14 protein-coding genes are annotated in these 13,890 nt (G+C 36.3%); 11 read left to right on the forward strand and 3 right to left on the reverse strand.

Annotated elements, in window-relative coordinates; all coding sequences use genetic code 11:
- The coding region (locus tag BLQ19_RS17560) for a phage tail-like protein (protein WP_217637586.1) at positions 1 to 1,783 on the reverse strand (1,783 nt) is incomplete at its 3' end.
- Between the two features lie 156 nt (positions 1,784 to 1,939).
- Entirely contained in the window at positions 1,940 to 2,632 is a 693-nt protein-coding gene (gene pepE / locus BLQ19_RS17565; RefSeq protein ID WP_074539210.1) for a dipeptidase PepE, read from the reverse strand.
- Between the two features lie 178 nt (positions 2,633 to 2,810).
- Here pepE and BLQ19_RS17570 point away from each other — a divergent pair, with 178 nt between their 5' ends.
- The 8 genes from BLQ19_RS17570 (at position 2,811) to BLQ19_RS17605 (ending at position 9,972) form a co-directional block, all read left to right on the forward strand.
- Positions 2,811 to 3,572 (forward strand): BamP family beta-assembly machinery protein, encoded by a 762-nt coding sequence (locus tag BLQ19_RS17570; protein WP_024481646.1) that lies wholly within the window; start codon positions 2,811 to 2,813, stop codon positions 3,570 to 3,572.
- On the forward strand, positions 3,559 to 4,329 hold the full coding sequence (locus tag BLQ19_RS17575) for a BamP family beta-assembly machinery protein (protein ID WP_074539211.1): 771 nt from the start codon (positions 3,559 to 3,561) through the stop codon (positions 4,327 to 4,329). Before BLQ19_RS17570 ends, BLQ19_RS17575 begins: the two co-directional genes overlap by 14 nt.
- Positions 4,330 to 4,374: 45 nt before the next feature.
- On the forward strand, positions 4,375 to 5,160 hold the full coding sequence (locus BLQ19_RS17580; RefSeq protein WP_254788419.1) for a carboxypeptidase-like regulatory domain-containing protein: 786 nt from the start codon (positions 4,375 to 4,377) through the stop codon (positions 5,158 to 5,160).
- Between the two features lie 17 nt (positions 5,161 to 5,177).
- Positions 5,178 to 5,975 carry a carboxypeptidase-like regulatory domain-containing protein gene (locus tag BLQ19_RS17585; RefSeq protein ID WP_139150282.1) on the forward strand — a complete coding sequence of 266 codons (798 nt, stop codon included), beginning with the start codon at positions 5,178 to 5,180 and terminating at the stop codon, positions 5,973 to 5,975.
- Positions 5,976 to 6,044: 69 nt separating this feature from the next.
- Positions 6,045 to 6,554: a DUF6702 family protein gene (locus BLQ19_RS17590; protein ID WP_074539213.1), complete on the forward strand. Its 510-nt coding sequence runs from the start codon at positions 6,045 to 6,047 to the stop codon at positions 6,552 to 6,554.
- A gap of 62 nt (positions 6,555 to 6,616) precedes the next feature.
- Positions 6,617 to 8,923 (forward strand): M1 family metallopeptidase, encoded by a 2,307-nt coding sequence (locus BLQ19_RS17595; RefSeq protein WP_074539214.1) that lies wholly within the window; start codon positions 6,617 to 6,619, stop codon positions 8,921 to 8,923.
- 189 nt (positions 8,924 to 9,112) lie between these two features.
- Positions 9,113 to 9,394, forward strand: a complete 282-nt coding sequence (locus BLQ19_RS17600; RefSeq protein WP_024481640.1) for a Sec-independent protein translocase subunit TatA/TatB — start codon at positions 9,113 to 9,115, stop codon at positions 9,392 to 9,394.
- Between the two features lie 2 nt (positions 9,395 to 9,396).
- Positions 9,397 to 9,972, forward strand: coding sequence for a phosphatase PAP2 family protein (locus BLQ19_RS17605; protein WP_074539215.1), 576 nt, complete (start codon positions 9,397 to 9,399; stop codon positions 9,970 to 9,972).
- Here BLQ19_RS17605 and BLQ19_RS17610 read toward each other — a convergent pair.
- Positions 9,935 to 10,576, reverse strand: a complete 642-nt coding sequence (locus BLQ19_RS17610; RefSeq protein ID WP_074539216.1) for an O-methyltransferase — start codon at positions 10,574 to 10,576, stop codon at positions 9,935 to 9,937. The two genes, BLQ19_RS17605 and BLQ19_RS17610, sit on opposite strands and share 38 nt — an antisense overlap.
- 58 nt (positions 10,577 to 10,634) lie before the next feature.
- On the opposite strand from BLQ19_RS17610, the gene BLQ19_RS17615 reads away from it, so the two are divergent.
- The 3 genes from BLQ19_RS17615 to BLQ19_RS17625 all read left to right on the forward strand — a co-directional run bounded on the left by BLQ19_RS17615 (position 10,635) and on the right by BLQ19_RS17625 (position 13,622).
- Positions 10,635 to 11,093, forward strand: coding sequence for a GNAT family N-acetyltransferase (locus BLQ19_RS17615; RefSeq protein ID WP_074539217.1), 459 nt, complete (start codon positions 10,635 to 10,637; stop codon positions 11,091 to 11,093).
- A 69-nt stretch (positions 11,094 to 11,162) separates the two neighbouring features.
- Complete coding sequence (gene kynU, locus BLQ19_RS17620) at positions 11,163 to 12,446, forward strand: kynureninase (RefSeq protein ID WP_074539218.1); 1,284 nt, start codon at positions 11,163 to 11,165, stop codon at positions 12,444 to 12,446.
- Positions 12,447 to 12,470: 24 nt separating this feature from the next.
- Entirely contained in the window at positions 12,471 to 13,622 is a 1,152-nt protein-coding gene (locus BLQ19_RS17625; protein WP_024481635.1) for an MFS transporter, read from the forward strand.
- Positions 13,623 to 13,890 lie beyond the last annotated feature (268 nt).

Consider the following 13,890-nt stretch of genomic DNA (forward strand, 5'->3'; position numbering starts at 1 on the left):
TATCTGTAGTCACAGCATCATCCGCTAGTTCATTTGTTGTAATTCCTTCAGTGGCTACAGCAACAGTAAATTCATCACCAACAACTCCCGTTCCTGTACGAGTTAATGTAGTATTAGTTACATCAACAATTTCGTTTCCAATAATTCCATCAATTTCCGTGATGGTAAGTGCAGAATCATCAACTAAGACCCAATCAGTTCCGTCCCACTGCATCAATTGTCCGGCAGCAGTACCGTCTTCCAATTTAGCAAGCGTAACATTATTGTCTGTAATTTTATCTGTAGTCACAGCATCATCCGCTAGTTCATTCGTGGTAATTCCATTTGCGCTTACCACTAAAGTATAAGGGTCAGCAGTGTTCCCAACTCCGTTTAGCGTTAAAGTGGTATTTCCTAAAGTTGGTCCCACGACTTCATTGCCTATAAAACCATCTACTTCCGTAATTGCCAATGTAGATTGGTCGGCAAGCACCCAGTCCGTACCGTCATATCTTAATATTTCACCAGCTGTCGTGCCGTCGGCTAACTTAGAAGGCGTAATCGTTCTATCTAAAAGATCTGCGTCTGCAATGCTGCCATCTAAAATATCTTCAGATACGATAGTTTCATTTAAAATTTTGGCACTTGTAATTCCGTCATCTTTTACTTGAACTCCAGTAACATTATCAGGATTTACTTCTATAGTAAGGTCATCTGCTTTTATCTCTAGATCCATAGCTACTAAGGCGGCATCGAGAGCAGTACCTGTAATAGAACCGTTTGTAGAAGTAACATCTTCGCCTAAGTTGGCGGCTATAGTTACAGCATCTTGCCATTCAGGGTTTCCATTAATATCTGTTCCTAAAACTCTATTGCCGTCTGTAGATCCTGTTGTTCCTATCTTATCCGTAGTTACGGCATCATCTGCAAGTTCTAAAGTATTTACCGCATTGTCTGCAAGTTTTGCATTCGTAATCGCATCATCTGCGACATCAGCTTCCACAATAGTACCGTCTAGAATATCTTCAGAAAGTATGGTTTCATTTAAAATCTTATCGGTAGTTACAGCATCGGGACCAAGTTTAATAGTGGTGATTCCCGCATCTGCTACGCGCACATTTGATTCTACGAGTGTGGCGCCAAGACCGTTAGTTACCACAATTGAAGTGTCACCGGCCGTAAGATCTTTTCCGGTAACATTATCAACATTTAAAGGAGCCCATTCAACGAACGAACTTGCGTTAGTTTGTAAGATAGTATTAGGTAGGCCTGCCGCCATCTTTCCAGGTTGTATGGTTCCATTCTGAATTTTACTGTTGTTTACAGCGTTATCAGCTACTTTATTTAAGGTAACGGCGCCGTCTACTAATTTTGTAGTGCCTATGGTGCCATCTTGAATGTTAGAAGCATTTAATAAACCTACTTCAAAATTATAATTTGTATCTGTCGTTTTAGTGATGCTAATGGATTCAAAATTACCAGGATTTTCTAATGCCTCACTAGTAAACGTTAAGGTGTCACCAAATGCTTCACAAATATTAATCCACTGTAAGCCATCATAATAATGGATACATTGTTCCTCGGTATTGTACACCATGGCACCTTCAAGAGGGGTAATGGCATTCATTTGAGCATTGGTTACTCTTGAAACAACAAAAGCTTTGTCAATACTTTCTAGTTCCAATAAGGAGGATGGGTTTATGGTTTGAGGGTTGTTTCCTATTTTTACTTGGGCCTGTAGCTGTCCTGATCCAAGAAATAGAAAGGCTATAATTACAACTGTTTTGAAATAAAAATTGCGCATAAGTGTAAGAACTTAATAGGGGTTATTTTGATAAAACTACAATTATATAAAGATTTCACCACTTTTTTAGGATGAAATGCAATTGCTCTAGTTTAACTGGTTGAAAGTTAAGGAATAGCTCTGTAAAAGACCAAAGTTTTTAATGTGTAATCATGATTAAAAGTGTAGGTTTATTCCCTCATACGGAGCTTTATTTTGCTCGAAAATTCTTGCTTTGAACGCTCCTTTTAGTGTAGTATTTTTGTCTTGAATATGAATGAAACTTCCTTCGCGTAGCCCAACTACAGGAGTACTATTAAAGCAATGAAATTCCTTAATTCTAGTGGCTCTAGTTTCGCCATTATGAGTGCTGGTAGGGTCCGGATCTAAATAATGTGCGTTGATATTGAATGGTACAAGTCCTAATGTTTCAAAACTTGATGGATATACAATAGGCATATCATTGGTGGTTTGCATATTTACACCTGCAATATTGCTTCCTGCACTAGTGCCAAAATACGGTGCACCTGTCAAAATTTTGCTTTTCAACGGCTTCATTAGTCCTAGTTCATGTAATTGCTGTACCAATAAAAAGGTGTTGCCGCCTCCGGTAAAGAAGGCCTCTGCCTCTTGGATGCCCTTTGCAGGATCTTTATGGGTGTGCAAGCCCACTACTTTTTTGTTTATCGTAGCAAATGCTTTTGCAACTAGAGCCGTGTATGCGTCATGTGTAATGCCTCCTGGTCTAGCGTATGGAATAAAGGTAACCGTGGTTACCGTTTTAAAAAAATCTTCTAAAGTTTCTAAAAGATAAGCCAAATATGGTTCTCCGTGAAGCGTAGATGTGCTAGCAAGTAGTAAATTTTTCAATTTGTAGTATTTTTTGATCTGCTAAATTAACAAAAGTTTAATGGTGCATTATTTTTTTTTGAGGGCAACTTATATTTCCTTTATACTTAACTTTAACTTGTAATGATACGACCCTTGTTCAATATTGGAAAACGAGTAAGGTTTTTAACACTACGTATTTCTTAGATAAAAGAACCTTATGAAAAAAATTATACTTTTTATATGCTTACTTACTTTCTCAATAGCGCAAAGTTTTGCGCAAGACCAAGACCGTACCTTTTTGCGAGGTAAAGTAATGTACCGCAATAGTAATGTGCAAAATGAAAATGTTATAAATGTAAATACCGAATTAGGAGTAATTACGAATACGGATGGCGAATTTGGTATTAATGTTAAAGTAGGAGATGAGCTTGTATTTACGGCATTGAATTACCAGATGAAACGCGTTATTATTACTCCTGAAATTATAGCCAATAACAGGCTTGTTGTTGAGGTGAATGAAAAAGTAACCGAACTTGATGAGGTAGTAGTAGGTCCTGAAAACCAAGAAGCATTTCTTATTGTAAAGAATGAAGAGTTTAAAAAATACGAGTATGGTATAGATGAAACTTCAAGAGTAGAAAATATAGCCATGTCTGATCAAGAGCGCGGTATGCAAAACGGAATCAATTTTGTAAATATTTTTAAAGCTATCAAAAAAGGAATTAAAAATGAAGATGGTGCCACTACAGAAGCTGCGCCTAGATTAAAAGTGAGTGATGTACTGCGTCAAGTGTATGATGATCAATTCTTTGTGTCTGATTTGCAATTGCCGCAAGATAAAATTACGCAGTTCTTATACTATTGTGATACGCGTTTGCCAGAACAATCGCTACTTAAAAAAACCAATGAGTTTGAACTGATTGATTTTCTAGTGAATGCAAGTAAAGATTTTCGCGCACAACTAGATGATAAAAACTAGTCTCTATAGCGCCTTTTTTTTTATTTGTGCTGCAAGTTTGTACGCACAAGACACTGCTTCTAAAGAAATAGCAGGTAGGGTATCTAGTGCGGATGGTGATGTAGCCGCTACACATGTATTAAATATTAGTTTACAAAAAGCAGCGATTACAGATATTGATGGCTTTTTTACCATTACGGCGCGTTTAAATGATACCTTAGTTTTTTCAGCAGTACAGTTTCAGCGTAAAGAGCTTGTAATGACTAAAGAATTACTAGCCAGTAAATCGTTAAATATTAACTTAGAACCCTCTTTAAATGCCTTAGATGAGGTAGTGGTTATGCCCTTTAATCTAAGTGGCCAGTTGGGTAGAGACATGAATAGGATTGAAATTGACCCGCCCCTGACGGCAGCAAGTTTAGGATTGCCTAATGCTTTTGTCGAGAAAATGAGCCAAGCGGAACGCAAAGCTTTTTCTGCAAGATCAGGAGGACCTTTACTAACCGCACTCAATGCTTTGACGGGTGAAACTAAGAGGCTGCGTCTAATTAGTGAGCGCGAAGCAAAATATACGCGTACGGAGTTTATTCGAAAAGCCTATCATGATTCTCTCTATGTAAAGCAATTGAAAATACCTGCAGATAAGATTAATGACTTTATGTATTTCTGCGAGATAGATTCCTCTTTTGCAGCAATTGATAAGAAAGATAACTTAAGTATTTGGGAGTTTATGCTACATAAAAGCATGGCTTACCGAAAGAATTATGAATTAGATTAATCCTTATTTCATGATAAATTTAAACAAACTTTTATCCCTAAGCTTTTGATTAGAAAATTAAAACATACGCTTGTTTTTATATGCTTTGCAGCTAGTTTTTACGGGCAAGCACAGGGTGTTTTTTCAAAAGATATAGAAGGGAAGGTTTCTAGTGCCGATGGCGATGTTGCAGCAACGCATGTACTCAATGTTTCTACCAAAAAAGCTGCGATTACTGATATTGACGGATTTTTTAAGATTTCAGCAAGCTTAAAGGATACCCTAGTTTTTTCGGCCATTCAATTTCAACGAAAAGAAATTATTGTTACCGCAGAGATTCTCACCAGCAAAACTATTTATATCACCCTAGATCCTGCATTAAATGAATTGAAGGAGGTAGTAGTCATGCCTTATAATTTAACAGGTAATCTAGCTCAAGATATGCGCAGTGAACCGGTAGTCGTTGCTGCTACCTTAGGATTGCCCAATGCATACGTGAAGAAAAAAACACAGGGTGAGCGTAAACTCAATGAAGCTACCACAGGTGGTGGTTTGATACCTGTAAACCCGATAATTAATGCCATAACGGGTAGAACCAAAATGCTTAAAGACCGTGTAAAACGCGATGAAAAATATGCGCGAACAGAAAGAGTGAGAGCTTTTTATGCGGATACCCTTTATGTAACGGAATTAAAAATTCCCGCTTTAAAGATTGATGACTTTTTATATTTCTGTGAAGTAGATGACTCGTTTTCGAGTGTTGTTGATACGCACAATAAAATTAGGATATGGGAATTTCTTAAGAAGAAAAGTAAAGTGTATCGGGAAAATAACAACATAGAAACCCCCTAATTTAATAGCCTACAACCGTGAGAAAAAGCGCTAAAGAATATCTTGTTATACTGATACTGTTCCAAGCAATGGGGATGCAAGCACAAGATCATCAAGTGACTTTAGAAGGGAATGTGCAGGTGGTAAATTCAGAATTAGCAGGCATTCATGTGCAAAATATTTCTACCAAGAGGGCAACGATTACAGATGGCTATGGCTTCTTTGCGCTTGCGGTACGTTTATCGGATACGGTCGTATTTTCGTCCGTACAATTGAAAAACAAAGAAATCATAATCACCCAAGCTATTTTAGAAAGCAAGCAGCTTCTAGTTCCTTTAGAAGAGGCTGAAAATGAATTGCAAGAAGTGGTGGTGATGCCCTATAATTTATCAGGAGATTTAACTAAAGATGCGCACGGATTAAAGCAGTCTGTGGTGTCTTCTTCTACTTTAGGTTTGCCCAATACTCATGTGGTGAAAATGACCTACAATGAGCGGAAATTATTGGAGGCAGATCGGGGTACCATGATTAAAGTTCTCCCGCTAGGTTTTGCTATAAATACACATAAAATCTTAAATAGAATTTCGGGTCGTACGAAAATGTTGAAAGAACGTATTGTCAGAGAGGAAAAGAATAACATGGTTGCGCAACTAATGGCTTATTACCCAGATTCTATTATTACTAAAAACCTTAAAATTCCAGACCTACAACTACATGAGTTTGTATATTTTTGCGAAACAGATGAGAATTTTGACGCACTATTAAAATCAGAAGATCAATTACTTGTTTGGGAGTTTTTAGAGCGTAAAAGCATAGTATTTCTAAAAACAGAATAAACTAGATTAGCTTTATCTTTGGCACAAGCTTTGCTAAATTGACTCATAAAAAGAAGCATACTATATATTATGAAACCACTGAAGAAACTTATTTTAATTTTACTATTCCCTTTATTAGCATTTACTGCAGCGCATAAATTTTATGTAACCGTGACCAATATTGCGTACTCAGAAAAAGATAAGGCGCTACAAATTACCTCGCGTATTTTTATTGATGATTTAGAGAAAACGCTGAATGAGCGCTACGGAATTAAAGGAAGGATGGCTACTGAAAATGAACTAAAAGATATGGAGGTGTATATTGAAAAATACATAAGATCAAAATTCATCCTCACGATAAATCAGGAGCAACAAAAATACAAATTCATTGGTAAAAAGTATGATAATGATGTTGTTGTAGTCTACTTAGAAGTACCTAAGGTTAATTACGCTAAAATAAAATCTATAGCAGCCACAAATGAGGTTCTTGTAGATATGTTTGACGAGCAACAAAATGTGGTCCATTTTAAATTTCCTGGCAAGAAGAAGAGTTTTGTACTTACCCGTGAAAATAATAAAGGAATGTTAAACTTAGATTAATACGTTAACAATTTCTTAAAAAAGCTTTAATTTTCTAGCGACTAAATTAATTAATTCGAGAAATGAGCAAAATTAAGTACTACTTCACAGCACTTTTGTTTGTGTTTGCAAGTGTTCTAAGCGCACAAGACACAGAAGTTAAAGAAAAATCAGCGCCACATGGCAATGTTAATGAATTCAAACAGATGTACGAAGAGTTTGCAACTCCGAATACGTACAGATCTGCATCTGGAGCTCCAGGTCCTAATTACTACCAGCAGCAAGCTGATTATAAGATGGATATTACGCTAGATGATAAAAATGCAAAAATCTTTGGTGAAGAAACCATCACCTATACCAACAATTCTCCTGATGATCTAGAGTTTTTGTGGTTGCAATTAGATCAAAACGTACGTACAAAAGATACGAAGTCTGATTTAAGAAATGGGTCAGCAGCACCTTTTGCAAGTACTGTAGAACGTTTTACTGGAACTTTTATGACGGCACCTTTTGATGGTGGTTTTAATATTGAGTACGTGAAGGATGCAAATGGTAAAGCATTACCTTTCACCATCAACCAAACCATGATGCGTGTAGATTTACCATCACCATTAAAAAGTAAAGCTCAAGTTTCTATAAAAGTAAAATGGAACTATAATATTCCAGATCATACCGTAAGCAGAGCACGTTCTGGTTATGAGTATTTTCCTGAAGATGGGAACCGTGCTTATGTAATTGCACAGTTTTTTCCAAGAATGGCAGTTTATAGTGATGTAGAAGGATGGCAAAACCATCAATTCTGGGGGAATGGCGAATTCGCACTTCCTTTTGGAGATTATGAAGTAAATATTACTGTACCTGCAGATCATATTTTAGATGGTACTGGAGAACTTCAGAATACAAAAGAGGTTTTCTCTAAAGAAATGATGAAGCGTTATGAGTTGGCTAAAAAATCTTATGATAAGCCAGTAATCATCGTTACACAAGCAGAGGCGGAAGCAGCAGAAAAAGGTTTTTCTGAAAAAACAAAAACATGGAAGCTGAAAGCTGAAAATGTTCGTGATTTTGGTTTCGCAACGTCAAGAAAGTTTATCTGGGACATGCAAGCGGTAAAAGTAGGTAGCAAAGATGTAATGGCTATTTCTATGTATCCAAAAGAAGGAAATCCATTATGGGAAGAATATTCTACAAAAGCAGTAGCACATACCTTAAGATCATATTCTTCACACACGTTTGATTATCCTTATCCAAAAGCAATTTCGGTACATGCAAAAAATCAAGGAATGGAATATCCTATGATCTGCTGGAATTATGGAAGACCAGAAAACGATGGTACCTATTCTGACCGCGTTAAATACGGAATGATTAGTGTAATTATACATGAAGTAGGACATAACTTTTTCCCGATGATTGTAAACTCTGATGAACGTCAGTGGGGATGGATGGATGAAGGTTTAGATACTTTTATGCAATACATGGCAGAACAAGAATTTGGAGAAGCTTATCCTGCAGCAATTGCGCCAAATGATAAATACCCTTCTAGAAGAGGAGAGCCTTCTAAGATTGTACCTTACATGAGTGGAGATCAAGATTACATATCGCCAATTATGTCTAACCCAGAAAATGTATTTCAATTAGGGAACAATGCCTACGGTAAGCCTGCTACAGCATTAAATATTCTTAGAGAAACAGTAATGGGAAGAGAATTGTTTGATCATGCCTTCAAAACATATTCTCAAAGATGGATGTTTAAGCACCCTACTCCTGAAGATTTTTTCCGTACGATGGAAGATGCATCTGCAGTAGATTTAGATTGGTACTGGAGAGGTTGGTTTTATACCACTAACTTTGTTGATATAGGGGTTGGTAATGTTAAGAAGTATGTAGTCACAGATAAGCCAACGGCAAAAATGAAAGAATATGCTGCGGCTAGAAATCAAGATATAAAAGATTTACCACCATTAGTATACTTAGCAGAAGAAGGATCAGAAGATTATGATGATGCTTTAAGAGGTAAGATGGCATCAGAAGTTTCTAAGCCATTGAAAGAATTTATGATGGATAACATGACTCCAGCAGAGAGAACGGCTGTTAAAGAACCTAAGTTTTTCTATGAAGTTACGTTTACGAAACCAGGAGGTATTCCAATGCCATTAATTGTAGAGTATACTTATGCAGATGGTTCTAAAGAGAACATTACATACCCTCCACAAATATGGAGAAAGAACCCAAAAGAGGTTACACGTATGCTTTCATTACAGAAAGAATTGACGAGTGTTGTCGTAGATCCAAAAGCTGAAACAGCAGATATTGATACGACCAATAACTCTTGGCCTAAGAAAGAAGAACAGTCAGATTTTGATAAGTTTAAAAACGATCAGGAAGACTAAGCTTATAAATTATAAAGTTTAAGGTGTTAAAAGCCTAGAATGAAAACAGCCGTTTTTTATTCTAGGCTTTTTTCATGCAATGCGTTTTTTTAGTATTGTGGTTTGTAATATGTTAAATGTTTAAAAAGGGGAATTATGTTTTAGTCTTTTTTTTTATGGGACTCACAAACTTCTGATTATATTTGTATCATGTTAACGACACATTTTTTATTTATAAGTGGTGGAGAGATATTCTTCATACTTTTTATAGTGGTGATGGTATTTGGAGCAGATAAAATTCCAGATATCGCCCGTGGCTTGGGTAAAGGGATGCGTCAATTAAAAGATGCTACTGAAGATATTAAACAAGAAATTCAGAAAAGCGCAGATAAGCAAGGCATCAATACCGACTTCACTAGAGATATTAAAAGCGAAATAAATAAAGTAAAAGAAAACATTAACGAGGTTACGGGTACCATCAAGAGAAAGTAACTATGCTCGATAAATTGTTAACCTGGGATAGGGAAACTTTTATTTATTTAAATAGCCTAGGAATAGAAAAATACGATCAGTTTTGGAGTATTGCTACTAATATTTCTACCTGGATTCCACTTTATATCACATTCCTTTTTTTGGTCATCTATAAGAATAGTACCAAAGAAAAATTCCAAAAAATCAGTACGGCTGTTCTAATGTTGATTTTTGTTCTATTGTTAACAGGATTAACCAAAGAATTAGTTGGGAGAATACGCCCTAGTGCAGACGCAGAACTAAATACTTTAATACGTATTATTAAGGGATCTGATGGCTTTAGTTTCTTTTCAGGGCATTCTGCATTTTCCTTTTCACTAACGACTATTGTTGTCCTCTTCATAAAAGAGCGTTTTAAATGGAGTTGGGCATTTTATTGCTGGCCTATATTTTTAGCATTTAGTCGCATATATGTAGGAGTACACTATCCCGTAGATTTAATAACAGGTGCTGTTGTTGGAATAGTATCCGCAAATTTATTTTATAAAATTTATCTAAAATTTATAGTACCCTACTCAGCGTCAAACCATCACGAATAGGTAATAAAACCGTTTCCACTCGTGGGTCTTCTTTTAGCTTTTTATTGTAGTCCAATAGTATTTTTGTCACTTTATCTTTAGGATGCAGGGGTTCCACCACTTTTCCAGACCACAGAACATTATCAGAAAGAATAACACTGCCCGGTCTTGTTTTTTTCAATACGGTTTCAAAATAGTGATCATAACTTGCTTTTTCTGCATCAATAAAAATCAAATCAAAGGTTTCATCCATGGCAGGAATAAGTTTAAGCGCGTCACCAGTATGCTGGATGATTTGAGAACCAAATCCGCTTTTATCAAAATACGTACGCTGCATTTCTACCAGTTCCTCATTAACATCAATCGTATGCAAAGTTCCGTTCTTCTGTAAACCTTCAGCCAAACAAATAGCGGAGTACCCAGTATAGGTGCCAATTTCTAAAATGGTTTTAGGGTTGATGATTTTAGATAATAAACTTAGAGCTCTTCCTTGAAAATGACCCGTAATCATTCTAGGCTGTATTACTTTTAAATGCGTCTCTTTTGTAAGCTCTTGTAGCACTTTAGGTTCAGACTGAGAATGATCTGTAATGTAATTTTCAAGTAATGGAGATAAGAAATGCATGTAAAAAAATTTTTACAAAAATAGATATTAATAGTATCTTCAAGTAAACTTTTTAAAGATGAATACAATTAGACTTCGGGAAGCTCTTGTTACCGATATCCCTACATTACGATTATTTGAGCAAGGCCTTATTGAAGCAGAACGCCCGTGTGATGTAACCATAAAAGATAATCCTGTGCACTATTATGATTTGGAGGGACTTTTAAAAGATACTACAGCGCAGGTATTAGTTGCAGAGTATGATGCAAGCGTCGTTGCTTGTGGCATGGTGCTAACGGCGCAGGCAAGACCTTACTTAAAACATCAACAATATGCAAATATTCGTTTTTTGTATACGGAACCAGAGTATAGAGGCAAGGGTATCAATGCAAAAATAATAGCAGCTTTAAAAACTTGGGCAAATGAAAACGGATTATCAGAGGTGAGGCTTACGGTTTATCAAGATAATATGCCCGCAATTAAAGCCTATGAAAAAGTCGGTTTTACCAAGCACATTATAGAAATGCGATTGCCTTAGGGAAGTCAATCTTTATTGTGCGTACTAAATACAATTGTAAATCGTAATTTTATAAAAAAAAAGCTTTTTATGCCATTTGAAAATTCGCTAGCCTACGCGCAACAATTAGACCAACAAGATCCTTTAAGAAACTATAGAGAAGAATTTCATTTTCCAGAAGTTAATGGAAAGCCGGTGATCTACTTTACAGGAAATTCTTTAGGCTTACAGCCAAAGAGAACGGAAGCTATAGTAGCCGAAGTAATGACAGATTGGGCAAAGTTAGCGGTAGAAGGGCATTTTTATGCGGAAAAGCCTTGGTGGGATTACCATGAGCGCTTAGCAGCCCCTTTGGCAAAAGTTGTAGGTGCAAAGACGGCAGAAGTTTCCGTGATGAACACCCTTACGGTAAACTTGCATTTGCTAATGGTATCTTTCTATAGGCCTACGCCAAAACGTTTTAAAATTATTTGTGAAGAGAAAGCTTTTCCTTCAGATCAATATATGCTTACTAGTCAGGTGAAATTTCATGGATTAGACCCTAAAGATGCTATTGTTGAGGTAAAGAAAAGAGACGGAGAACACCATTGGCGTACAGAGGATGTTGTCGCCAAGATTAACGAAGTAGGAGATGAATTAGCCTTAGTGCTTATAGGCGGCGTTAACTATTACAACGGACAAGTTTTTGATATGGGAACAATTACAAAAGCGGGACAGGCCGTTGGTGCTTTTGTAGGTTGGGATCTGGCACATGGCGCTGGTAATATTGAATTGAAGCTTAACGAGTGGAATGCAGATTTTGCCGCATGGTGTAGCTATAAATATATGAATAGCGGTCCAGGGAATGCCTCCGGAGTATATATTAATGAAAGGCACTTAAATAACCCAGATATTCCAAGATTTGAAGGGTGGTGGGGAACCAAAAAAGAAACACGCTTTTTAATGAAGCCGGAGTTTGAGCCTATGGAAAATGCAGACGCATGGCAATTAAGTAATGCCCCAATATTATCTGTAGCCCCGTACTTAGCTTCCTTAACAATGTTTGAAGAAGTAGGGATGCCGGCATTAATTAAAAAGAGAGATACTATTGTAGCTTATCTTGAGTACATACTTCACGAAATAGACGCTGAGGTTTCTAGTAGCTTTGAAATAATTACACCGGAAGACCGTGGTTGCCAGTTATCTGTTTTTTTACATGGGCAAGGTAAATCTTTGTTTGATTATTTGATGAAAAATGGAGTGATCACAGATTGGAGAGAGCCTAACGTAATCCGTTTGGCACCAGCACCTTTTTACTGTTCTTATGAAGACATGTATAGATTTGGACAATTGCTTAAAAAAGGAATTTTAGCTTTAGAAAAAGAAAATTCTTAGCATTAAGGCTAGGGCAATAACTAAATGAAGTCACTGCAACTTATTTTATCTAATCCGCGATACTTTGCACCGGCTTGGTCTTTTGCTACGCTAAATATTTTGTTTGGAACCTGGGCAACCTATATTCCGTTGATCAAAGAAGATATTGGTTTGGATAAAGCAAGCTTAGGTTTTGCGATTTTTTTTCTGTCCTTAGGTAATTTTACAATTTTTCCGGTAGCGTCAAGATTAATTAATAAGATAGGAGTAGGCAAATCTGTATGGTATGGGCTAATTTTAATTTGCCTGTCTTCCGTTTTGCCATTTATTGCCGTTAATTATTTTACTTTAATTGCGGCGCTTTATTGTTATGGTGCTGCCAATGGTTTTTTAGATATTTCTATGAATACTTTGGTGACTGAAATTGAAAAAGAAGACCGTCAAAATTTTATGTCTGCCGCCCATGGTTTTTTTAGTTTAGGGGGTGTTATTGCTGGGATTGGTAGTTTTTTAATAGTACTTCTAGATAACAGGGTACTTCATATATGTGGTACTGTAGCACTATTGTTAATTGCAAGTGCGCTCTTACGTAAAAATTATATGCATATCATATCGCCGCCCATAGAAAAAGAAGCCTTTAAGATAAAGAATTTTAAACCGCTGTTTCTCTTGGGGATTATTTCTTTTGTAATTATGGGAAGCGAAGGAGCTATAATTGATTGGAGTGGAATTTATCTACAAGAAATTAATTTAGCGCCAGAAAAATTTATCGGATTAGGGTTTTTAGCTTTTTCTATCATGATGACCTTAGGTAGGTTTCTGGCAGATGGTATTAGTGCAAAAATTGGCCCTGTTAAGATTATAATTTTAGGTACGCTTCTAGCTATAGGTGGGTATTTTTTAGTGCTTTCAGGAATTCTTTGGGTAACCATTCTTGGTTTTGCTTTAATAGGGCTAGGGTTCTCGGCTATAATACCAGAACTCTTTAGGATAGGAGGTAAGGTAGAAGGTGTAGCGTCTTCTCAAGGAATTGCATTTATTGCAGGAACAGGTGTATCAGGGTTCTTATTAGGTCCTGTGGTGTTGGGTTTTTTGGCAGAGTCTTTTTCCTTGCGGATAAGCTTCATGCTCTTGCTGGTCTGTTCTGTAATTGTTTTAGCAGCATCTTTTATCTTAAAAAGGAAAAGAGGCGTATAAGAAACGAATACTACTATTTTTTTCTGTAAGGCATCCGTAATTTCAAAATTCAGAAGAAAACTTCCTCAATGGATTTAATTTTTGTGAAAATTATCTAATTGTAAATAGTCTATAATAATCGTTGTATAAGAATTTGTAATGTTCCTATTATCAATTGCTTACAAATTGTTTTAGCTTTATTCGAGTGATTTTTAGTCTTGCTATTATTTTTTAAATCATGTATTTCATCGAAAATATAAGCTGTTCGTCGTCATTTTTCTAGTTCTGT

The organism is Cellulophaga baltica (genome assembly GCF_900102165.1).
Taxonomy (GTDB): domain Bacteria; phylum Bacteroidota; class Bacteroidia; order Flavobacteriales; family Flavobacteriaceae; genus Cellulophaga; species Cellulophaga baltica.

Excerpts from the sequence above, each read along its gene's own strand:
- BLQ19_RS17600 (WP_024481640.1), top strand. The coding sequence starts at position 9,113 with ATGTTAACGACACATTTTTTATTTATAAGTGGTGGAGAGATATTCTTC.
- BLQ19_RS17595 (WP_074539214.1), top strand. The coding sequence starts at position 6,617 with ATGAGCAAAATTAAGTACTACTTCACAGCACTTTTGTTTGTGTTTGCA.
- BLQ19_RS17610 (WP_074539216.1), bottom strand. The coding sequence starts at position 10,576 with ATGCATTTCTTATCTCCATTACTTGAAAATTACATTACAGATCATTCT.
- BLQ19_RS17575 (WP_074539211.1), top strand. The coding sequence starts at position 3,559 with ATGATAAAAACTAGTCTCTATAGCGCCTTTTTTTTTATTTGTGCTGCA.
- kynU (WP_074539218.1), top strand. The coding sequence starts at position 11,163 with ATGCCATTTGAAAATTCGCTAGCCTACGCGCAACAATTAGACCAACAA.
- BLQ19_RS17615 (WP_074539217.1), top strand. The coding sequence starts at position 10,635 with ATGAATACAATTAGACTTCGGGAAGCTCTTGTTACCGATATCCCTACA.
- BLQ19_RS17590 (WP_074539213.1), top strand. The coding sequence starts at position 6,045 with ATGAAACCACTGAAGAAACTTATTTTAATTTTACTATTCCCTTTATTA.
- BLQ19_RS17625 (WP_024481635.1), top strand. The coding sequence starts at position 12,471 with ATGAAGTCACTGCAACTTATTTTATCTAATCCGCGATACTTTGCACCG.
- BLQ19_RS17605 (WP_074539215.1), top strand. The coding sequence starts at position 9,397 with ATGCTCGATAAATTGTTAACCTGGGATAGGGAAACTTTTATTTATTTA.
- BLQ19_RS17570 (WP_024481646.1), top strand. The coding sequence starts at position 2,811 with ATGAAAAAAATTATACTTTTTATATGCTTACTTACTTTCTCAATAGCG.